At 37.5% G+C, this 19,444-nt stretch carries 18 protein-coding genes; 10 read left to right on the top strand and 8 right to left on the bottom strand.

Annotation, left to right across the window (positions count from 1 at the left end; translation table 11 throughout):
- The first annotated feature begins 46 nt into the window (after nucleotides 1–46).
- From IGQ45_05250 to IGQ45_05225, 6 genes are all read left to right on the top strand, one after another.
- Nucleotides 47–214 (top strand): hypothetical protein, encoded by a 168-nt coding sequence (locus IGQ45_05250; protein ID MBF2056628.1) that lies wholly within the window; start codon nucleotides 47–49, stop codon nucleotides 212–214.
- Nucleotides 171–1,178 (top strand): Gfo/Idh/MocA family oxidoreductase, encoded by a 1,008-nt coding sequence (locus IGQ45_05245; GenBank protein MBF2056627.1) that lies wholly within the window; start codon nucleotides 171–173, stop codon nucleotides 1,176–1,178. Before IGQ45_05250 ends, IGQ45_05245 begins: the two co-directional genes overlap by 44 nt.
- Before the next feature lie 212 nt (nucleotides 1,179–1,390).
- On the top strand, nucleotides 1,391–2,146 hold the full coding sequence (gene cobA, locus IGQ45_05240) for a uroporphyrinogen-III C-methyltransferase (protein MBF2056626.1): 756 nt from the start codon (nucleotides 1,391–1,393) through the stop codon (nucleotides 2,144–2,146).
- A 186-nt stretch (nucleotides 2,147–2,332) separates the two neighbouring features.
- On the top strand, nucleotides 2,333–3,187 hold the full coding sequence (locus IGQ45_05235) for an SHOCT domain-containing protein (GenBank protein MBF2056625.1): 855 nt from the start codon (nucleotides 2,333–2,335) through the stop codon (nucleotides 3,185–3,187).
- A 56-nt stretch (nucleotides 3,188–3,243) separates the two neighbouring features.
- Nucleotides 3,244–3,564 (top strand): type II toxin-antitoxin system RelE/ParE family toxin, encoded by a 321-nt coding sequence (locus IGQ45_05230; protein ID MBF2056624.1) that lies wholly within the window; start codon nucleotides 3,244–3,246, stop codon nucleotides 3,562–3,564.
- On the top strand, nucleotides 3,561–3,818 hold the full coding sequence (locus tag IGQ45_05225) for a transcriptional regulator (GenBank protein MBF2056623.1): 258 nt from the start codon (nucleotides 3,561–3,563) through the stop codon (nucleotides 3,816–3,818). The genes IGQ45_05230 and IGQ45_05225 overlap by 4 nt, the downstream gene beginning before the upstream one ends.
- Nucleotides 3,819–3,964: 146 nt before the next feature.
- Here the strand turns inward: IGQ45_05225 and IGQ45_05220 are convergent, their stop codons facing one another.
- On the bottom strand, nucleotides 3,965–8,116 hold the full coding sequence (locus tag IGQ45_05220; GenBank protein MBF2056622.1) for a PAS domain S-box protein: 4,152 nt from the start codon (nucleotides 8,114–8,116) through the stop codon (nucleotides 3,965–3,967).
- Nucleotides 8,117–8,177: 61 nt separating this feature from the next.
- Entirely contained in the window at nucleotides 8,178–8,333 is a 156-nt protein-coding gene (locus IGQ45_05215) for a hypothetical protein (GenBank protein MBF2056621.1), read from the bottom strand.
- Nucleotides 8,334–8,392: 59 nt separating this feature from the next.
- On the opposite strand from IGQ45_05215, the gene IGQ45_05210 reads away from it, so the two are divergent.
- Complete coding sequence (locus IGQ45_05210) at nucleotides 8,393–8,956, top strand: hypothetical protein (GenBank protein MBF2056620.1); 564 nt, start codon at nucleotides 8,393–8,395, stop codon at nucleotides 8,954–8,956.
- A 62-nt stretch (nucleotides 8,957–9,018) separates the two neighbouring features.
- On the opposite strand, the gene IGQ45_05205 is transcribed toward IGQ45_05210, so the two are convergent.
- Complete coding sequence (locus tag IGQ45_05205) at nucleotides 9,019–9,666, bottom strand: hypothetical protein (GenBank protein ID MBF2056619.1); 648 nt, start codon at nucleotides 9,664–9,666, stop codon at nucleotides 9,019–9,021.
- A gap of 86 nt (nucleotides 9,667–9,752) precedes the next feature.
- The gene (locus tag IGQ45_05200) at nucleotides 9,753–11,003 is read right to left on the bottom strand and encodes a methionine adenosyltransferase (GenBank protein MBF2056618.1); all 1,251 of its coding nucleotides are present in this window, start codon (nucleotides 11,001–11,003) and stop codon (nucleotides 9,753–9,755) included.
- 394 nt (nucleotides 11,004–11,397) lie between these two features.
- Between IGQ45_05200 and IGQ45_05195 the strand changes: the two genes are divergently transcribed.
- Nucleotides 11,398–11,607, top strand: coding sequence for a type II toxin-antitoxin system HicB family antitoxin (locus tag IGQ45_05195; GenBank protein ID MBF2056617.1), 210 nt, complete (start codon nucleotides 11,398–11,400; stop codon nucleotides 11,605–11,607).
- Nucleotides 11,608–12,058: 451 nt separating this feature from the next.
- Here the strand turns inward: IGQ45_05195 and htpG are convergent, their stop codons facing one another.
- Nucleotides 12,059–13,996 (bottom strand): molecular chaperone HtpG, encoded by a 1,938-nt coding sequence (gene htpG / locus IGQ45_05190; GenBank protein MBF2056616.1) that lies wholly within the window; start codon nucleotides 13,994–13,996, stop codon nucleotides 12,059–12,061.
- Nucleotides 13,997–14,251: 255 nt separating this feature from the next.
- Here htpG and IGQ45_05185 point away from each other — a divergent pair, with 255 nt between their 5' ends.
- On the top strand, nucleotides 14,252–14,719 hold the full coding sequence (locus IGQ45_05185; GenBank protein ID MBF2056615.1) for a hypothetical protein: 468 nt from the start codon (nucleotides 14,252–14,254) through the stop codon (nucleotides 14,717–14,719).
- A gap of 1 nt (nucleotide 14,720) precedes the next feature.
- The gene (locus tag IGQ45_05180) at nucleotides 14,721–16,493 is read left to right on the top strand and encodes an N-acetylmuramoyl-L-alanine amidase (protein MBF2056614.1); all 1,773 of its coding nucleotides are present in this window, start codon (nucleotides 14,721–14,723) and stop codon (nucleotides 16,491–16,493) included.
- A gap of 433 nt (nucleotides 16,494–16,926) precedes the next feature.
- Here IGQ45_05180 and folK read toward each other — a convergent pair whose 3' ends face one another.
- The 3 genes from folK to IGQ45_05165 form a co-directional block, all read right to left on the bottom strand.
- Nucleotides 16,927–17,421: a 2-amino-4-hydroxy-6-hydroxymethyldihydropteridine diphosphokinase gene (gene folK, locus IGQ45_05175; GenBank protein MBF2056613.1), complete on the bottom strand. Its 495-nt coding sequence runs from the start codon at nucleotides 17,419–17,421 to the stop codon at nucleotides 16,927–16,929.
- A 168-nt stretch (nucleotides 17,422–17,589) separates the two neighbouring features.
- The gene (locus tag IGQ45_05170; protein ID MBF2056612.1) at nucleotides 17,590–17,871 is read right to left on the bottom strand and encodes a four helix bundle protein; all 282 of its coding nucleotides are present in this window, start codon (nucleotides 17,869–17,871) and stop codon (nucleotides 17,590–17,592) included.
- Between the two features lie 182 nt (nucleotides 17,872–18,053).
- A complete protein-coding gene (locus IGQ45_05165) occupies nucleotides 18,054–19,250 on the bottom strand; it encodes a DUF4335 domain-containing protein (protein MBF2056611.1) in 1,197 nt (398 codons plus the stop codon).
- Nucleotides 19,251–19,444: the final 194 nt, after the last annotated feature.

Genomic DNA, 19,444 nt, shown 5'->3' with positions numbered 1-19,444 from the left:
AATTATGAATTATGAATTATGAATTATGAATTATGAATTATGAATTATGAATTATAAACCCTCCCTTTCTCCCCTTCTCCCTTTCTCCCTTTCTCCCTTTCTCCTCTGCTTCCCCTTTGCCCTTTTGACGAATTGTGATAGACTCAAATCGTTATCAACAATGAATCAAGATGAAATTAGGAGTAGCAGTCATCGGCGGAGGGCGCTGGGGTAGTAATTATGTTCGTCTCTTACTCGATCACCCTAAGTTTGTGTTACGGGCGCTGGTAGATTCCTGCCCCCTAAAATTGCAAAAATGTCGAGAAAAATATCATCTTGATGAGCAAAAAATCCCCTGTTTTCAGAACTGGCAAGATATAACTCATGATAATTTAATTAAAGTAGTAATTGTTGCCACTCCTGCCACTACCCATTATCATTTAATTAAGGCTTTATTAAATCTTGGCTATCACGTTTTAGCAGAAAAACCCCTCACTACTAATTCCCTTGAATGTCTGGAATTAACTCAACTAGCTAAACATCATGATTTACAATTATTTGTTGATCATACTTATCTCTTTAATCCTTATGTTGTGCAATGTAAAAAGCTAATTAATGAGGGTAAATTAGGTAATCTTCGATATGGTTACGCTAGTCGAACTCATTTTGATGCTATTCGCTCTGATGTTGACTGTATATGGGATTTAGCCATTCACGATTTAGCAATATTTCATTTCATTTTAGAGCAAAAACCTTTAAAATTACAAGCAAAAGCTAATTATTTTTTAAGAGAAAATATTGCTGATGTAGCTTGGTTGAAATTAATTTATTCTGATAATTTTGTGGTGGATATTCATGTTAGTTGGTTAAATCATGATAAGCAAAGAAAATTAACAATAGTAGGAGAAAAAGCAAGTTTAATTTTTGATGAAATGTCTTCATCAATTTTGACTTTAAATTCTGCTAGTTTAAGAGAAGAAAATGATAATTTCTGCCCTGAAAATAAAAACCAAGAAACATTTAATTTTGCTCCGTTTAATACCTTAGAAATTGTTTTAGATGCTTTTTGGGATAATGTCACCCCAGCGCCCTCCACCGTTTGCGGTAGTGGGGAATTAGCCACAGATTTAGTGAAAATATTAGAAGGATTTAATCAATCATTAGCAAAGGAAGGAGTGTGGATCGACTTTCAAAAGTAGAAACTATTAGATAGCTCCATAAATTATTGTTTATAGGCTCGTAGGGGTTGAATATTATTCAACCCTTCATGGCTTCAATCCTAGCCCTATTTTTGGAAAGGTTTATTTTAAATAAAAAAAATTGTGTCAAAATTAACCACTATTAGTGTCAAGAAATATTAAGCTAGAAAAAGGAACATTATAAGCAATTTAAAGAACAGCGCCCGTCGCCCATGGCAGAAAAATCAGTGATCGGAAAAGTATATTTAGTTGGTGCAGGACCCGGCGATCCGGGATTATTAACCATTAAAGGCAAAGGAATTTTAGAATTAGCGGATGTCGTAGTATATGATGCCTTGGTGAGTCCAGCAATTTTAGCCATGATTAATCCCCACGCCGAAAAAATCAACGCAGGGAAAAGAAAAGGGCGCCATTCCCTACGGCAAAGCGAAACTACTCAACTTCTGATCGCCAAAGCCCAAGATAACGCCATTGTCGTGCGCTTGAAAGGCGGTGATCCTTTTGTCTTTGGTCGAGGCGGTGAAGAAATGGCAGACTTAATTAAAGCTGGTATTTCCGTAGAAGTAATACCGGGTATTACCTCAGGTATTGCCGCCCCTGCCTATGCAGGAATCCCCGTCACCCATCGGGGTTATAGTTCTTCAGTCACCTTTGTAACAGGTCATGAATCCGTGGGCAAGTACCGCCCAGAAGTGAATTGGAGGGCGCTAGCCCAAGGTTCAGAAACCATCGTAATTTATATGGGTATTCATAATCTCCAGCAAATTATTCCGCAATTACTTTCTGCCGATTTAGCGCCCTCCACCCCTATTGCTTTGATTCGTTGGGGTACAAGACCAGATCAAGAGGAATTATATGGTACATTAAGTAATATCATTGAGTTAGTAGAAAAAACAGGTTTTGAAGCACCCGCCGTAGCGGTAATTGGTCGAGTAGTGGATTTCCGCACTGAAAATTTTAGAAAATAAATTACATAGGTTTTCAACTTACAAATAGAAAATATTACTCCCCTCTCCTATGGGAGAGGGGTTGGGGGTGAGGGTAAAGCATTTTGATACCCACTTTGAAAAACCTTTTAAGAGGGATTACTTCTGGATCAGATAGAATTACTATAGTTAGTTAAAAAAGTCTTTATTTTTAATTGTTTTGGGGTTATGGCAAAGAACTATTTTCATTTAGGCACTGACAGAGATTTAGACTTAGTTTATAACGAGGCTTTGTTATGGTTTAAGGGCAGACAATACGAAGTAGAAGGAATTTTAAAAAATCAAATCTATGTAATTCAAGCCCGAAAAACCGGCACAATTCGCACCCTTTTAGGCACAAATATAGCCTTTAAATTGAAAATTTATATCTCTGATACTAATGCTGATGAATTGATTTTGGAAACTTCACGGGGGAAATGGGTTCAAAATATTGCTGGGGCAAGTTTTACGGCTATTTTTACGGGAGGGTTAAGTTTTTGGACTGGGGTGACGGGCGCTGGTTGGACTTTAATCTTAGAAAATGAACTAATTAACCACTTACAAAAAGCCTGTCGTCTCAACCGTATTCAATCAGTGAGTGAAACCAATTCTGTTGAATTTAACAAAGTACCAAAAAATAACTATCCTGTTTCTGAATCAATTAATCCTAACCAAAAACAGGTACTTTTAGAATTAAAAGAAGAAATAAATAAATTACAGTCTGCTTTTAGTAGTGGCATTTTAACAGAAGAAGAGTTTAAGCGTAAGAAAGCTATTCTACAATTAAAACTCGATGATTATGAGATTGATTGCCTCATGGAAGGTAAAATTAAAAACTTAGAAAAAGCCTTTGCTGACGGTATTCTTACTCAGGAAGAATTTTTAGAAAAACTAGAAAATTTAGAGTCAAAAACCAAAGAAGAAATTAACAAAGAAAAGTATTTATCAAAACATGGTTTAACAATTACGAAGTTAAAAGAAGCCCTACAACATGGCATTATTACTCAAGCAGAATATGATCGTAAAATTTCGACTTTATCTTAAAGCGGAGACAAAATGATTTGATCATATATTTGCCCCTTTGTCTATAGTTTACAGTAATGGAAGTTAGAATTTACCAGACTAGAGAAGGAAAACAGCCGTTTATCAAATGGTATGATGGTATAAGAAACCAATCTTATCAGTTACGAATCCGTAATAGGTTGCGTCAAATTACCATTGGTAATTTTGGTGATAGTAAACTTGTGGGAGATGGCGTCTATGAATTAAGATTTTTTTTTGGCAACGGTTATCGAGTTTATTACGCTAAAGAAAGTAATGTTATCGTTTTACTTTTGTGTGGAGGAGATAAATCAACTCAACAAAAGGACATAAATCAAGCAAAAGTTTATTGGCAAGATTATCAAGAAAGAAACAGATGAAACCTTATACTAAATTTGAAGATTGGCATTTAGAAAAATTAGCCTCACCATTAGAAGCAAGGGCTTATTTACTGATAGCGTTAGAAGATTATGAAAATGACCATAACACTGAAGCCTTTTTGTTAGCTATTCGTGATGTTGCTAATGCAATGGGCGGTATTGAAAAATTGGCTGAGGAAACTAACCTTAATCGTCAAAGTATTTATCAAACCTTTTCAGGTGATGGAAATCCAAGATTAGATGTTCTACTCTAACTAAAAATCATTGATAGAAATGTTCGATTTATGAAAAGTCAGTGTTTGGCGAAGGTTTTTAATTTATAAGCATTTCACCTGAAACCTGCAACCTGCAACCTGATACCTGTCCTTATCTGGCATTCTTGCATCGAACTTAGGTCTAATTAATTAAAAGGTTCAAATTGTAAGAAAAAACAAGTACCATGATCATCAGAATTAACGGTCATTTCTCCATCTAATTGTTGAGTTAACAAGCGCACGAGGCGCAATCCTAAAGAGGGGCTATCTTCCCAATCCAACTGAGGAGGTAATCCTTTACCGTTATCTTTGACTTCCAAACAAATATGTTTCGGTTGACACACTTTTAAATTAATAGTTACTTCCCCTTTCCCTGCTGGAAAAGCGTGTTTAAAAGCATTCGTCACCAACTCATTAATCAATAACCCGGCAGGAATAGCCGTTTCAATATTGAGATAACATTCCTCTAAGTTAGTAATGGGTTTAATGCCTCCTTGATTGTAGGAAAAGAATAAATTAGACACTAAACGCTTGATATAATCAGCAAAATTAATCTCCGAAAGGTCATCAGATTGATACAGTTGTTCGTGAATAACTGCCATAGTTTGAATACGATTTTGACTATCATGGAATAAATTACGCACAGCTTCATCTTCCACATAGGTTGATTGTAAATTCAATAAACCGGAAATGACGTAAAGATTATTTTTCACTCGGTGATGAATTTCTTTGAGTAAAACTTCTTTTTCTTGTAATGACTTAAATAATTTTTCCTCTGCTTCATGGCGCTGAGTGACATCAGTGGAAATACCATCAATACTTACGGCGCACCCATACCGATCATAAACGATGTGAGACCTTTCCCGAATCCATCTGGATTGACCATTAGCAAGAATAATTTTATACTCTAATTCCCATTTTTTATTGGTTTCATTTTGCAAAATGCCCAGTTTGTAACTTTCCAAAATTTCTGCCCAAATATTTTCTACTAATTGTCGGTATTCGGGCGCTACCATATCTAATAGAAGCCTTCTGTCTGCTAAGATTGACGGTGGAGAATGACCATACAAAATTTCACAAGCTGGGTTAATATAGCGCAAATTCATGTCAGGTAATGACATTGACCATACTACATCTTGTAGTGAACTAAGAACACTGTTCAAACGAGATTCACTTTTTTGTAAAGATTCTTCGGCTTCTTTACGGTCACTTATATCATTAATGACGGCGATAAAGTAAGAAGGCTCAACAGCAACCCATACCACTGACATGGTTAAATTAATCCAGAGGAAATCTTGATCAGCGCCCCTCATCCTAATCTCGCGCTCAAATGTTGCCCTTTGACTTGCCAATAATTCCGATAAATCCGTGAGGGTATCAGACACATCATCGGGGTGAATTAAATCATGAAAATCTAACTCCGCTAAATCTTGACGAGAATAACCAGTTAATTGGCTAAATTTATCATTAACCAACACTAATTTACCGGGTAAGCTAACCTGTAAAATACCTACTGCCGCCTGATTAAAAATACTGCGGAATCTTTCTTCACTTAACTTTAAGCGCAGTTGAGCCAAGCGCACTTCCTCTATATCTTGCCCACAGGCGATAATACCAATACCTTGCCCTTGGGCATCAGTGAAACGGTTAACATTCCATAACAAAGTTCTTTCCGTGCCATCCGCCACCATGACTTTACTTTCTAAATTCCGTTGCACCTGACCTTCCGTGAGGGTATGATTAAGAGACGCCCTCAAACCTTGTCTGTCGGAGGGCGCTACAAACAAGAGAAAGTAATCTTCCCCTAATACCGAATCTCGACTCCAACCAAAAATTTTCTCCGCTTCCTCATTCCATTCCATGATACGATAACGTTGGTTTAACACCACCAAAACCGTTCCAGCCGTCTGTACAAAAGTTCTTAATTGGGTAGTGGTTTGTTCTAACTCTTCCGTACGATCTTTTACCCTAATCTCCAACTCCTCATTAAGCCCCCGCAACTGCTCTTCCGCTTGTTTTGCTAGTGTAATATCTCGTGCTACAGCGTAAATAGTGCCTTCCTCGTAGGGTAAACTTTTCCAAGCCAACCAACGATAATAACCCTCTGAGGTGCGCCAACGGTTTTCAAAATTTTGACTAGGAAAACCCCGACTTAATCTTTCTAATTCCTCGGCAGTAATCTCCACATCGTCGGGATGCACAAAGGAAAGCATATTTTGATTAATCATTTCTGCTTCGCCATAACCTAAGGTAGTGGAAAAACTGGAATTAACCCGTTTAAATGAGCCATCCACCCCAGCAATACAAAACATATCCAGAGACAAATTAAAAAAGTAATCTAGTTGCCGTTGGGATTTCGTGCGCTCCATTGCCGTTGCCAACACGTTAGCCACCGTTTGTAAAAAATTTACCTCTTCTGAGCTAAACTTACGATGACCAGAACTATAAACCCCGATGATACCAAAATAATTCTGATCATTGCCGATATTGGTGAGGAGGGCGCCCTTCACCCCAGTATTATGTAAAAAAGGAGGAGGACTAAATCTCGTTTCAATCAATAAATCCTCAGTAATTACTGGTTGCTTTGCCTTCATGGTATAACCCGGCATCCAACGGGGAGACGAGCCAACTTTTGCCAACCCTAGCCATTTCTGATGCCAACCAATACCAGCTTTCATCACAAAAGACGCTTGATTTGGTTGTAACTCTAAAATATTACAGGAGTCAATATCCAAAGTCTCACTAACAATTTTAACCGTCATTTCCTCCAGAGTTGCCAAATCATTGGTAGTCAACGCAGTATTACCCAAACTGGCTATGGCAGTTTGATATTCTGCCACTTGTAAGGCTTTTTGGGCATATTCCGACTGCTGAATGGCAATAGCCACTTGAGAAGCCAATTTTTGCAATAAATCCAACTCATCTTGTTGCCAATGTCGAGGATGAAAAGAATTTTGTGCCGCCAACAAACCCCATAAACCATCATGAAAAATAATTGGTACAACTAAATTAGCTTGTACTTGAATCCCTAATAATAAATCCAAATGACAAGGGGAGAGGTTAGCTGTAAAAACGTTATCAGTGGCTTGAATACGTCCATTTAAGTAGGGTTTAATAAAATCTTTCGCAAAACAATGGTCTTGCACCACACGCCCTAAAATAGACATTACGCCCTCTCCTGCCGATTCTGCCACAATCACCCCATCACCATCGGGATACAATTGATACACGATTACCCGATCACACTCTAAAAAAGAACGTACTTCATTTACAGTACTTTGTAAAATTTGTTCTAAATTAAGGGATTGACGAATGCGATAACTAAGACTTGATAAGAGTTTTTCTTGTTCAAACTGTTTTTTTTCTTGTTTGACAGTGCTTTTTAAGTGGTCTAATTTTTGTTGTTGTTGCCGTAAATAATTTTGTTGCCAAAGAGGGGTTAAAATAACTATTAAATCTTGAGGAGTTATCAAAGTCAGATGATTACAAAGATGTTCTGAAATATGATCAATCCCAAGATGGCAAACTCGATTAGAAAAAAGATTTTTTTCATTTAAACTTTCATCTTGATTGATTAAAATTGCTTCTTGATGTAATAAAACTTCACAAATATTGAGGAGATTTTCGTGAGGTGAAAAATAGGGTAAATCTCGAAAAATTAAATCTTTAATGGCTAGGGTTTTCCAGTTATAATCTAATAAAAGTTTGATTATTTGCCTCGGAGTAACTATTTTAAATGATGAATCGTGATTAAAAATAAAGCCATATTTACCTTCATTTAAACTAAATTTATCAACTACGTTGAATAAAGTATCTTCTGGATTCACTAATAATAAATTAGGTTTAATAATGTCTTTTGTTAATATATTTGCGTAAATAGAATCAGTTTTAATATATTTAATTAAACTTCTGGCATTGATAATACCAATAAACTTATTTTCTTCATTGATAACTCCATAAACATGATATTTTCCTTGATAAAGATTTTGAGCAATGGCAAAAATATTATCTAACTCTTCTGTATGTATCAAACATAAATTTTGGTAAAAATGTTTAGCACTCAGAGAATAAATATTGACTCCTGTGGCAATGAGTTGAATAATTGATTCGGTGGTGATTACTCCTAATGGTTGACAATCGTTGGTGTCATAGTTGGTAACGAGAAGACAATCAACCCCATGGGTTAACTTACGAATAACTTCTAGAAAAGTAGTTTCCCCAGAAATGGTAATGGGTTGATAATTAACAAAAGTCCATTGAGATGCAAAAGTGATGTTTGACAACACAGGATAATTCATAAAAGCACTAATTAAAACCCCTATAGCCTTATTTTAGCAATGAACAATTGATAATTAATAATTAATAATGGGTTGAACATTGTTCAACCCCTACGCCCCTTTCCTCCCCTGCTTCCCCTGCTTCCCCTTCTTCCCCTTCTCCCTCTGCCTCCCTTTCCTCCTCTGCCTCCCTTTCCTCCTCCGCTTCCCCTTCTTCCCCTTCTCCCTTGTCCACCATGACAAAATATGATTATGATGGAGAAAACCAGCGCCCTCCACCGCAGAGGATAAATAATCATGTCGATCAAACAATGTGACTACGAAACTGCCCTCGCTGAGTATAGCGACAGAGAAAGAGTGGTAACACTCTTAGGGCAACATCGTCAATATTTGTCCTTGATTCCCAGTATGAGGCGCGCCAACGAAAGTATTATCACCATTCCCCTTCCTCTGGCAAAAGTGCGCTACCGTCAAGGGGGAGGGGCGCTGGATGACATAACATCTATTCCCTGCGATATTGCCGTGCTAATGTGCGATCCGGAATGGAAAATTAAAATGGGCGTAGAAATACTCATTTTCATTCATCGCCCCGGAGAAGATTTTTCTGACTTACTCTTGAGATGGCGCCACTCCCAAAGCGCCCTCGCCCATGAATATGAATGGATTATGCCAGAAGCGGAAGACCATATGTTTAGTGATGTTGCTGAAAAAATACTGCCTCTGTTTGTGGTTTTCCCTCAGACTCCCTCCCGCATTATCAAAGGTTTAAAAGCATCCTCCTTGCCATATATCATTTTTAATAATCTTGAAGCTATTGTTCATGAAGCTGAACAAAAATCCCTGAGTGAACAAATTAATTAAGATTTCGGACTTTTCCCTTTTTGAACCTTTGCCCCTTGCCCTTTCAACTTTGCCCTTTTTACTTACCAAGTTTTAGGTTTAAATTGTTCATCATTGGTGATGATGACATTATCACCATTTTGAGCTAACACAAATAAACCTTTTTGGTAGGCATAATTAGCCACTTCATCGGTTACAATCATAGCGCCCACCGCCCCATAAGCTCTCATTTCTTGATAACGAGGCATCAATCTTTTAAACTTATTTAAACGCTCTAAATGTTCATCTATATCTCTTTGATTTAATTTACTTTTGACTTCCACTAAAACGACTTCAGTATCATTAACTACTAATAAATCAATTTCTAAACCACCGTTATCACGTTTAACGGTTACTCCCGGATGCAATTCATGAACATTAATATTCCGTTGACGAAATAGTTTTACCGCCGAAGGGCGCACTTGATATTCCACAAATTCCCCTAAGGGATTACTGAGTTTACCGATTTGGCGATCTGTTTCTCGAAAACGTCGATCCATCTCTTGTGATTTTTCTTTAAGAATACGCTCTGTTTCTTGAAAACTTTGAGCCGTCTCTTGAAAACGTCGATCTGTCTCTTGTGATTGCTCTTTAAGAATACGATCTGTTTCTTGAAAAAGTCTTTTTGTTTCTTTTTGCTCAATGGCTAATTCTGCCAGTATTTTCCAAACGTCATCGGCTGTGGTGGTCATAGTCTTTATTTACTCTCCATTTCTCCTTTCCATTATAAATCTTGTCTGCGGTGAAGGGCGCCCTCCACCGCTCAAATTTTCTAAAATTAAACCACCAGCGCCCTCAACTCCTCTTTAAGTAATAGGGCTTTATCCGTTTTTTCCCAAGGTAAATCAAGATCAGTTCTACCAAAATGACCGTAGGCCGCCACATCCTGATAAAAACGACCATTATTCCGAGCCGGCAGAGAGCGTAAATCAAACATTTGAATGATACCAGCCGGGCGCAAGTCGAAGTGCGCTTTAACTAAAGGTAACAATTTTTCTTCAGGTACGGTAGAAGTCCCAAAAGTTTCAATAAAAATACTGACGGGGTGCGCTACGCCAATAGCATAACTTACCTGCACCTCACACTTAGAAGCCAAACCTGCCGCCACAATATTTTTAGCCACATAACGACAAGCATAAGAAGCACTACGATCTACTTTTGTGGGGTCTTTTCCCGAAAAAGCGCCCCCCCCATGACGAGAATAACCGCCGTAGGTATCAATAATAATTTTACGACCAGTTAAGCCCGAATCCCCTTGGGGACCACCAATGACAAATTTTCCCGTAGGATTAATTAAAAAACGGGTATTTTCATCTGGTTTAATGTCTAAATCATCAAAAACAGGAATTACCACATTTTCCCAAATTACTTCTTTCAAAAGTGCTTGAATTTTGGTATTATCAGTAATACCATTAACCACTTCCTGATGTTGAGTCGAAATTAAAACCGTGTCGATACCCACAGGCTGATCATTTTCATAGGCAACAGTTACCTGAGTTTTACCATCTGGACCTAAATAGGGAAGTTGTCCAGATTTACGCACCATTGCCAAACGGCGCGACATCCGATGGGCTAAACTGATGGGTAAAGGCATTAATTCGGGGGTTTCATTACAGGCGAAACCAAACATTAAGCCTTGATCTCCCGCGCCGATTTTATCTAACTCATCATCGCTCAAATCTTCTCGTTGTTCTTGCGCCTGATTTACCCCTTGGGCAATATCTGCAGACTGTTGATCCAATGCCACCAAAACCGCACAACTATTAGCAGAAAAGCCATTATTTGCATCAGTATAGCCAATGTCAGCAATTTTTTTCCTAGCTAAGTCAATATAATTTACTTGCGCCCTAGAGGAAATTTCCCCCGTAATCAGCACTAACCCCGTATTGACAACAACTTCCGCCGCTACTCTGCTGTATTCATCTTGAGTGAGTAAAGCGTCTAAGATAGTATCGGAAATTTGATCACATATTTTATCTGGATGTCCCTCGGTTACTGACTCGGAGGTAAATAAATAATTACGACTCAACTTTCTTCCCTCGATTTTTTTCGTTTAACTCTATATAATATAGCAATCCTCAATCATTTGTAAAATATAAAGTCTGTAGGTTAGGGCAAAGCGTAACCCAACAAAGATTTATCATACTGTGTATCTGTTAATGTATTTCCTGATAAAGTAAAATGGGAAAAGAAAATAGAGATATTTCTACAAGTGTCTAAAAAAATTAGGGAACTTAAATCAATGTTACTGAAGGCAGGATTTACTTATCGTTCAGGTAAAGGAAGTCATACTGTGTAGAGTCATCCTCTTTTAGAAAATAGTTTAACTCTTTCGGGTAAAGATGGTGCTAATGCTAGTCGTTATCAAGAAAAAGATGTTAAAAATGCCCTTCAAGATTTAGAAAATGTCAAGGAGTAAATTAATGAATCATAAATATAGTATTCTTATTCAATGGTTTGACGATGATCAAAAATACATTGTTAGCTTACCTGAATTTGGTCCTTATGCTCATACCCATGGCAATACATACGAAGAAGCCTTGAAAAATGGTCAAGAAGTTTTAGAGTTGTTAATTGAAGACTATCAAGAAAAGAATAAGCCTTTACCGAAACCTGAATTAGTCACGGTTTAACAGCGCGAAAAAATTGTATGATTTTTGGGGCAAAATTGGTATCAAAACGCTTTGCCCTCACCCCCAACCCTTCTCCCATAGCAGGGTGTTTTCAAAGTCAGGATCAAAATTGATTTGTTTTTGACAAGAAGACAATATAAGGATGATCCCCCCCAACCCCCCTTAAAAAGGGGGGAGATTCAGGGAGACAGGAGGATTTTTTACTATTAATTGATTTATTAGTAGTTAAAAACCTCTGAATTTCAGATTATTGGCTAGTTTGAGAAACTAACATTTTTGAGAATGAAAACGCCCTGCATAGGAGAGGGGAGTAATATTTTCTAATAATTGATTAGTTTTTAGTTAAAAACCTCCGAATTTCGGACTATTCGCTAGTTTGAGAAACTGACATTTTGAGAATGCAAAAACCTTGCATAACAAGGGGTTTAAACCCCTTGTTACTAGCATAAAATTAACGTTTTGTCAACTTAGTTAAGACATTATTTGAACGCTCCACAAACGCCGTCATTCCTTCCGCATCAAAAGCGCGCTGCGCCATTAAAGCTAAATCATAAACATGTTGACACATTAGGTTAACCATTTCCGTAGTGGGAGACTCGCCACCAGCTTGAATAACAGCGCCCTTCGCCAAATTATAGATATTTTCGATGAGGGGGTGCGCCGTATTAATGATTAATTGATGCTCTTCGGGGAATTGTACCTCTTTTTGTTGCATCATGGCAGTCATTTCTTGAAAACGGCGCATTGCCTCTGGTAACAATACCATAGCTGGGGGTGTATCCTTCGCATCCGCTTTCAATGCCTGAGTTTTCACATTAATTTTGGGCTTGTTGATTGCCTTCTCAAACATTTCCTTGATTTCTTCGGCGCGAGTTTTATTAGTGGCAGGGTTAACAATGTCATTGCCTTTATCTTCCGCCACCAAACTATCATCTAATTCCGCATCCACACGGGAAAATTTCACCTCGTCATATTCTCTCTCCAAAAACGGAATAAAGTAATTGGTATCGATGAAAGAATCCATAAATAACACCTCAATACCCTGATTTTTGTACAAATCAACGTAGGTGCTTTGGGTTTGGGGATTGGTGCAATAGAATACGCGCTTCTCGTGTTTTTCTTTGTTGCGCTCTAAATATTCGTTTAAAGTAGTGAAAGGCTGATTATTACCAGCATCTGCCCAAGCATCATCCCCTGTTTCTACTTCTACTTTGGGCTGTTCTACTTGGTAAGTGGTACGATAAAGAATCAAATCCTCTACTTGTTTCTTGAATTTCTCATCTCGTAGTGAGCCGTATTTCACAAATGTTCCCACATCTTCCCAACAACGGATATATTCTCCTTTGTTTTCATTGTATAAAGATTTGAGACGGTCGCCAATTTTTTTACTAATAAAATCAGCAATTCTCCTCACGGTGCGATGATTAGTGAGGGCGCTACGGGATACATTCAAAGGAATATCAGGGCTATCAATTACCCCTCTTAATGGCATCAAAAACTCAGGGATAATTTCTTCACAATGATCGCTCACAAATACCTGATTACAGAATAACTTAATTTGCCCTTTGGATACATCAACATCGGGTTTTAATTTGGGAAAATATAAAATACCGTTGAGTAAGAAAGGATAATCAGTATTGAGATGTACCCATAATAACGGGTCTTCTTGGAAAGGGTAAAGATAGCGATAAAATTCCAAATAATCTTCATCGGTTAAATTTTGGGGAGATTCTTTCCATAACGCTTTTTGGCGGTTAACCGCTTCCCCTTTCATTTCGATGGCAACGGGTACAAAATCAGAGTATTTTTTAACTAAATTTTTGATGCGACTTTCTTCTAAATACTCCGTTTCATCATCCAGAATAGTAAGAGTGATAGTAGTGCCGGGGGTGGTGCGCGCTGATTCGGATAATTCAAATTCTGGTGAACCATCACAACTCCAATGGACAGCAGTAGCGCCCTCCCGATATGATAAGGTGTCGATTTCCACTTGTTTAGCTACCATAAAAGCAGAATAAAAACCTAAACCAAAATGCCCGATTAAATCATTAGGGCTTTTGCCGTATCTGGTAATAAAGTCTTCGGCGCTGGAAAAAGCTACTTGGTTGATATATTTTTTCACTTCTTCCACTGTCATACCAATACCGTTATCGGAGATAGAGAGGGTTTTTTTCTCTTTGTCGATTTCTAGGGTGATGAGGGGGGTGGGTAAATCACCTGTAATTTCGCCAGCTAGAGATGCCATTTTTGCTTTAGATATAGCATCTACAGAGTTAGAGATTAATTCCCTTAGGAAAATTTCATGATCAGTATAGAGCGATTTTTTGATAATGGGAAAAATATTCTCGGTATGAATGGAAATATTCCCTTTTTCTAAGACATTACTCATAGACAGTTCTAATTTTAATTATATATAATTGATTGAATACCACTTTGTAGCCTGTGGTTTAATTAATTGAGATCATGTCACAAATGTTGACTGTTCATCAAGATGTGGTTTACCGAATCAGACATCAAGTAAATTTAAGACTATTATTAAATTTACCTTTGCCCCTTGCCCTTTGTACTTTGCCCTTTTGACTTATTGATTTTTTGGCTATTTAATATATAATTAGGCATAATTTATGCTTACGGGGTACTACCGATGGAGTTTGGCGATTTTTTCGAGAAAATAGATCAGGATTTATCACAAAAAGTTAAAGACTTACAAAAAAAACAAGAGCAGTTAATCGAAAAACAAAAACAATTAGCTGAAACGAAACAAAAAGTACAAGATTTTTTACAGAAAGCTCAAGAATTAAAAAAAATAATTGGCTTTAATGCTCAGTTGACAGAAGCAGTTAAAAAAGAATTAAATGATTTATTTACTGGCAGTGATACCAGCGCCCTCCACCCCGATTCAAAAACCCTTCACCCTGAATTAAAAACCCCTAACCCTGACTTGAAAACTTCTGCAAATCAAACAAAAATAGAAAAAAAACCTGACACAGTAGTTAAAAAAGAAGAAAAGCAAGAGCCAAAATTGCCAGATTTAAACTTAGGAAATAAAGATACAGAAGCTATCAAAATTTTTAAATTTGTTGATACTAAAGGCAAAAATACTTCATTTTAGAATGTCTAAAAAATTATTTATAAATAGTTTATTATTTTTGGTAATCTTGGGGGTAATTACTCATAACTTTTGGTATCCAGCGCCCTCCGCCGTGGCACAAAATCAGAGTTTAAAAATAGTTTACCCCCCCGACAACCATCAAACCAGCGCCCCTCGCCTTTTTTTCATTGGTTCAACTACGGCGGGAACAAAAGTATTAATTAACGGACAGGAAATCAACACCTCAAAACAAGGCTTTTTTGCCCCTAGTTTCCCTTTACAAATTGGTCAAAATAACTTCACTATTCGTACCAACAATCAAAGTATCACTAAAATAATTACTCGTATTGCCAACACACCAAAAGCAGAAGAGTTAGAGACATTGTCGCCAAATTTAATTTATCCTAACGTGGACTTGGCAAGATTACCCAATGAATTGGTATGTTTTCACACCAGCGCCCCTGCCACTGCCACCGTGAAGGTAGAATTAAGCCAAAAAACCCTAAATTTGACCCCAACGAGAGACATTGTCACCTTACCGCCTAATAGTGGCATTTTAACCGCTAATAACGAGCCAAATATCATCAATGCTCAAAATTGGGCAAAATTTCAGGGTTGCACCACCGTTACAAATAACGAAAATCCCGTCATGACGATGAGTTACGAAGGCAAAACCATCGTGCAAAATCAAGTGGGCAAAATTACTACCCTTAATCCCTCACAATTACCCGTTATCGCTGTTAGTGTACCAGAAGGGGTAGCGCGCACCGGTGCGAGTACCAATCATTCTCGTTTGACACCCCTTCCCCAAGGCACAAAGGCGCAAGTGACGGGGAAAGAAGGGGAATGGTTACGCCTTGATTATGGTGGCTGGATTCGTGCCAATGAGACGCAAACTTTGCCTACCACTGTACCCCCCCTCGCTACTATCCGCAGTGTGGGTTATCGTGGCAATAATCGGGGTATGGAGATGATTTTCCCCCTCACTAACCCTGTACCGATTACCATTAAACAAGAGGATGATCGATTTATCCTGTCGTTACATAATACCATTGCTCAAACCGATACCATTCGTCTTGATGATAACCCGTTGATTCGCCGTTTGGATTGGCAACAGGTGACACCCACACGCATTGATTATACTTTTCACTTCAAAGATTCTCAGCAGTGGGGTTATGATGTGCGCTATGAGGGTAATCAATTAATTTTGAGTCTTAATTATCCCCCCCGTTTAACATCTAATTCTTTACAGGGTGCTACTATTTTACTTGATGCTGGTCATGGTGGCACGGAATCGGGCGCTGTGGGACCTAATGGTTATACTGAAAAGGAAGTTAATCTGGTAGTGTCTAAGTTAATTGCTGAAAAATTACAGGGGAAGGGCGCTAAGGTTATTTTAACCCGTGATAAAGACGAGGGGAGGGCGCTGGGTGAGCGAGTTGCTATGATTAGAGACACTAAACCAACTCTCGCTTTATCCATTCACTATAACGCTTTACCCGATAATGGTGATGCTGAAAAAACCCAAGGTATCGGGATGTTTTGGTATCATCCCCAAGCGCACGATTTGGCGGTATTTTTACATAACTATTTAACGGAAAATCTGGATCGTCCTTCTTATGGTGTATTCTGGAATAATCTTGCCCTCACTCGTCCTCACTCTGCGCCTAGTGTATTATTAGAATTAGGTTTCATGATTAATCCTGATGAGTTTGAATGGATTATTAACCCGAATGAGCAAGAAAAGTTAGCTCAAGCCATTGCCGATGCTGTTAGTTTGTGGTTACAAAAGTAATGGACAATGGACCATTGATAATTGATAATAGATAATGAATGATTAGGGTTTGCTGAATAAATCGAAATCCTTTTTAAATAAAGGTTTTTAAGCACAATAAAATTTAAAAACGTGCCAAAAATAATCTTCTTTCTCCAAAAAATCTGTATTTCTGGTATCCGAATGAAAAATAACTATTTGGCTTAACTCTTTAATTTATAAGTATTTCACCTGACACCTGACACCCGACACCTGACACCTCCCTTCACCAAAATACTTTTTCAGCAACCCCTAATTAATGAAAGAGTTTAATTTATTAAACGGCATTACGGTAGCCGTGAAATTTATTGCACGGCGGTGAAGGGCGCTAGTCTAATACACATACAGGCAAGATGCCTGTTCCACGGTGCAAAAATCCTAATTGTGGGATAATTCTATTGACAATCAAAAGGCTCTACACTACAGGTAAAAGAATGTTTTTTAATAATTCTTGAACAGTTAAATTAGTAACAGGATCGATCCAATTAGGCGCAATTTCAGCTAAAGGAATTAACACAAAAGTTCGCTCTCTCATCAAAGGATGTGGTATCTTTAACTGAGGTAAATTAATGATTGAATTACCATAAAAAATTATATCCATATCCAAAGTTCTTGCTCCCCATTTTTCTTTCCTTTCTCTACCAAATTTTGTTTCAATATTGAGCAAAAAATCTAATAATTCTAGTGGTGAAAAAGATGTATTTATAGTAACACAACCGTTTAAATAATCCGGTTGTGGCGGTCCTACGGGTTTAGTTTGATACCATTGTGAACAATTTATTAAGTTAATTTCTGGAGTTAATTCAATTATTTTTACAGCTTGATTTAAAATTTCTATACTTTTGCCTAAATTACTACCTAATGCAATGGCACAGGGAATATAATCTCGTTCAGCGCCCGTCGCTCTCATATTTTATAATCGGTTTTGATAATATTATGCAGAAGGTGTCAGGTGTCAGGTTTTAGGTTTAAAAATCAAAAAAATTCACTATTTTTTCTTTTGACTTAGTTTTTCGATTAAACTATGTAACATTCTGCCAATTTCTTCACATTTGTTTAAGAGGATTTGTAATTCTTCCTATTCAATATATTCTAATCGTTCAACAATCAACAAATGAGTTTCTAGTTCTTTGAGTGAACCATTAGCAATGGAAAGATGACGAATATAATCACCCAAATAATTTCTTCCTTTTCCTTCTGCAATATTGGCTGGAATTGAAACAGAGGCTCTTTGTATTTGACTACTTAACCCATAAATTTCAGTTTTGGGAAATTGAGAAGTTAATTGATAACAATTCACTACCAAATCCATTGATTTTTGCCAAACCGCTAAATCTCGATAACTTTTTACTTCAATCATTTTCATTAAACCTAAAACGGTAAAGTGCCTGACACCCGACACCTGACACCTATTAAAACTTAACATATAAATGAGTGCGTAACGTCAGTTGGAATTTAACCTAATACCTGCTACCTGATACCTGACACCTTTTCTTAGACATAATTTATCATATTCAAAGTAGAAGAGCCATTCAATTTTATCTAAAAAATAACTACATCACCATTAGGGCTAAGTATTAATTCTAGGGTGAAGGGCGCTGTATTTGGTTGAGGAGAAAAAATCACTTCTTGGTTAAGAGGAATAGGAGTTTGAGAGAGGAAAAAACTAGCCCCAGCGCCCTTCGCCGTCACTTTTTCGATGATGCCTTTTTCCCCATTAACAGCTAATTGATAAGTGATAGTTTGAGTTAAATTTTTTGGCGGTTGCCATCTTTCCTGAAAATAATTTTTGATTTCATCACGAGGGTTAATATTTTCTGAAGGCAAAATTTCCACGGGGTTATCATCTTCCGTTGGTAGCACATTAAAACTTTCGAGGGGGGGAAGATTGGCTAAATTCGGTTTATTAGTGCCGAGAGGGGGAAGGGTAGAAAAGGTGGCAGAGGGAGAAGGGGTGGCAGGGGTGGAAGGGGTGGAAGAGGTGGAAGGGATAGAAGGAATAATTAGGGCGGTATTTAATGATTCATCTGTATTAATATCTAGTTGAGGGGCGCTGGGTGTCGGCACTTCGAGAGGAGGGGAGGGCGCTGGATTTGGGGATGGGGCGGAGGGCGCTGTTAAAGGTGGTAAATTATCCTTAATGATAGAAGTAGGCGGTAAAACTTCGGGTAAATTAGCAGAGTTTGGTTCATTGTCTTCCTCTCCATCTTCTACTATATTGATAGACTGATTGATTATTTGTTGTTGTTGCCACCACATAGCGCCCGTCACCGCCACAATTCCCCCTAAAATAGAAGCCACTAACCAAACAGGTTTTTTAGTAATGTTAATCGCTTTTTTGTCTTCAACAAAACTATTTAAAGCCTCAAATAAATCAAATAATTGAGTATTAGTTAAAATTATTTTTTCTTGCTCTGGAGTAGTTAATTGATGTGTCCATAAATTAACCTGATTAAGAGAAAAATATTGATTATTTTCCGTTACGCTATTATTTAATTTTCCTTGTAAATACTGCTCAATATAAGAATTACATTGAATGATTAACTGTTCTAAAGATGAATTTATCCCAGCGATTGTTAAACTATTTTGTTCTGAAAATTTAGGGTCATCAAAAATTATCTTAAACTCATATTCTGCGCTTAATATCTGTTTATTTAGCTCAAATATTTTCGGTGTCTGATAAATTTCTAAAGTACAACTAGCTGGAGTGTAACGCTTCCACAATGATTTTTTGGGCATTTTTTCCACTATCAAGAAACTGTCATAATGTATATAGGGGTTGCTGAAAAAGTATTTTGGTGAGGGGAGGTGTCAGGTGTCGGGTGTCAGGTGTCGCGGTGAAATGTTTATAAATTAAAGAGTTAAGCCAAATAGTTATTTTTCATAAATTGCTCATTTGTATCAATAATTTTTGATTTGGGTAGAGGAAAGAG

It is taken from the genome of Cyanobacterium sp. T60_A2020_053 (genome assembly GCA_015272165.1).
Classification (GTDB): Bacteria; Cyanobacteriota; Cyanobacteriia; order Cyanobacteriales; family Cyanobacteriaceae; genus Cyanobacterium.
The sequence above is the reverse complement of the archived record's forward strand: the minus strand, read 5'-3'. Positions and strand labels throughout refer to the sequence as shown.

Excerpts from the sequence above, each read along its gene's own strand:
- IGQ45_05250 (MBF2056628.1), top strand. The coding sequence starts at position 47 with ATGAATTATAAACCCTCCCTTTCTCCCCTTCTCCCTTTCTCCCTTTCT.
- IGQ45_05245 (MBF2056627.1), top strand. The coding sequence starts at position 171 with ATGAAATTAGGAGTAGCAGTCATCGGCGGAGGGCGCTGGGGTAGTAAT.
- cobA (MBF2056626.1), top strand. The coding sequence starts at position 1,391 with ATGGCAGAAAAATCAGTGATCGGAAAAGTATATTTAGTTGGTGCAGGA.
- IGQ45_05235 (MBF2056625.1), top strand. The coding sequence starts at position 2,333 with ATGGCAAAGAACTATTTTCATTTAGGCACTGACAGAGATTTAGACTTA.
- IGQ45_05230 (MBF2056624.1), top strand. The coding sequence starts at position 3,244 with ATGGAAGTTAGAATTTACCAGACTAGAGAAGGAAAACAGCCGTTTATC.
- IGQ45_05225 (MBF2056623.1), top strand. The coding sequence starts at position 3,561 with ATGAAACCTTATACTAAATTTGAAGATTGGCATTTAGAAAAATTAGCC.
- IGQ45_05220 (MBF2056622.1), bottom strand. The coding sequence starts at position 8,116 with ATGAATTATCCTGTGTTGTCAAACATCACTTTTGCATCTCAATGGACT.
- IGQ45_05215 (MBF2056621.1), bottom strand. The coding sequence starts at position 8,333 with ATGGTGGACAAGGGAGAAGGGGAAGAAGGGGAAGCGGAGGAGGAAAGG.
- IGQ45_05210 (MBF2056620.1), top strand. The coding sequence starts at position 8,393 with ATGTCGATCAAACAATGTGACTACGAAACTGCCCTCGCTGAGTATAGC.
- IGQ45_05205 (MBF2056619.1), bottom strand. The coding sequence starts at position 9,666 with ATGACCACCACAGCCGATGACGTTTGGAAAATACTGGCAGAATTAGCC.
- IGQ45_05195 (MBF2056617.1), top strand. The coding sequence starts at position 11,398 with ATGAATCATAAATATAGTATTCTTATTCAATGGTTTGACGATGATCAA.
- htpG (MBF2056616.1), bottom strand. The coding sequence starts at position 13,996 with ATGAGTAATGTCTTAGAAAAAGGGAATATTTCCATTCATACCGAGAAT.
- IGQ45_05185 (MBF2056615.1), top strand. The coding sequence starts at position 14,252 with ATGGAGTTTGGCGATTTTTTCGAGAAAATAGATCAGGATTTATCACAA.
- IGQ45_05180 (MBF2056614.1), top strand. The coding sequence starts at position 14,721 with ATGTCTAAAAAATTATTTATAAATAGTTTATTATTTTTGGTAATCTTG.
- folK (MBF2056613.1), bottom strand. The coding sequence starts at position 17,421 with ATGAGAGCGACGGGCGCTGAACGAGATTATATTCCCTGTGCCATTGCA.
- IGQ45_05170 (MBF2056612.1), bottom strand. The coding sequence starts at position 17,871 with ATGATTGAAGTAAAAAGTTATCGAGATTTAGCGGTTTGGCAAAAATCA.
- IGQ45_05165 (MBF2056611.1), bottom strand. The coding sequence starts at position 19,250 with ATGCCCAAAAAATCATTGTGGAAGCGTTACACTCCAGCTAGTTGTACT.